The following is a 1,023-nucleotide window of genomic DNA, read 5'->3' on the forward strand; positions in this document are numbered from 1 at the left end:
TCGCGGAGGCGAAGATCGTGCCGTTCGCGGCGGCGGTGGACGAGGAGGGCCGGTTCCCGCAGGAGGCCCTGGACGCGCTGGTCGCCAACGACCTGCACGCCGTGCACGTGCCCGAGACCTACGGCGGCGCGGGCGCGGACGCGCTCGCGACGGTGATCGTGATCGAGGAGGTCGCCCGCGCGTGCGGTTCGTCCTCGCTGATCCCGGCGGTCAACAAGCTGGGCTCGCTGCCGGTGATCCTGTCCGGCTCGGAGGAGCTGAAGCACAAGTACCTCGGCCCGCTCGCCAAGGGCGACGCGATGTTCTCCTACGCCCTGTCCGAGCCGGACGCGGGCTCGGACGCGGCCGGCATGAAGACCCGCGCGGTGCGCGACGGCGACTTCTGGGTCCTCAACGGCGTCAAGCGGTGGATCACCAACGCCGGCGTCTCCGAGTACTACACGGTGATGGCCGTCACCGACCCGGAGAAGCGGTCCAAGGGCATCAGCGCCTTCGTGGTGGAGAAGTCCGACGAGGGCGTGTCCTTCGGCGCCCCGGAGAAGAAGCTCGGCATCAAGGGCTCCCCGACCCGCGAGGTCTACCTCGACAACGTCCGCATCCCCGCCGACCGCATGATCGGCGCCGAGGGCACCGGCTTCGCCACCGCGATGAAGACGCTCGACCACACCCGCATCACCATCGCCGCCCAGGCCATCGGCATCGCCCAGGGCGCCCTCGACTACGCCAAGGGCTACGTCAAGGAGCGCAAGCAGTTCGGCAAGCCCATCGCCGACTTCCAGGGCGTGCAGTTCATGCTCGCCGACATGGCCATGAAGCTCGAAGCCGCCCGCCAGCTCACCTACGCCGCCGCCGCCAAGTCCGAGCGCGTCGACGGCGACCTCACCTTCTTCGGCGCCGCCGCCAAGTGCTTCGCCTCCGACGTCGCCATGGAGGTCACCACCGACGCCGTCCAGCTCCTCGGCGGCTACGGCTACACCCGCGACTACCCCGTCGAGCGCATGATGCGCGACGCCAAGATCACCC

The 1,023-nt window shown here is 69.9% G+C and carries 1 protein-coding gene; it reads left to right on the forward strand.

The features are described from left to right. A partial coding sequence (locus IE237_RS40360; protein WP_189807202.1) for an acyl-CoA dehydrogenase family protein occupies positions 1-1,023 on the forward strand: 1,023 nt, incomplete at both ends.

This window comes from Streptomyces tanashiensis (assembly GCF_014648895.1).
Taxonomy (GTDB): domain Bacteria; phylum Actinomycetota; class Actinomycetes; order Streptomycetales; family Streptomycetaceae; genus Streptomyces; species Streptomyces tanashiensis.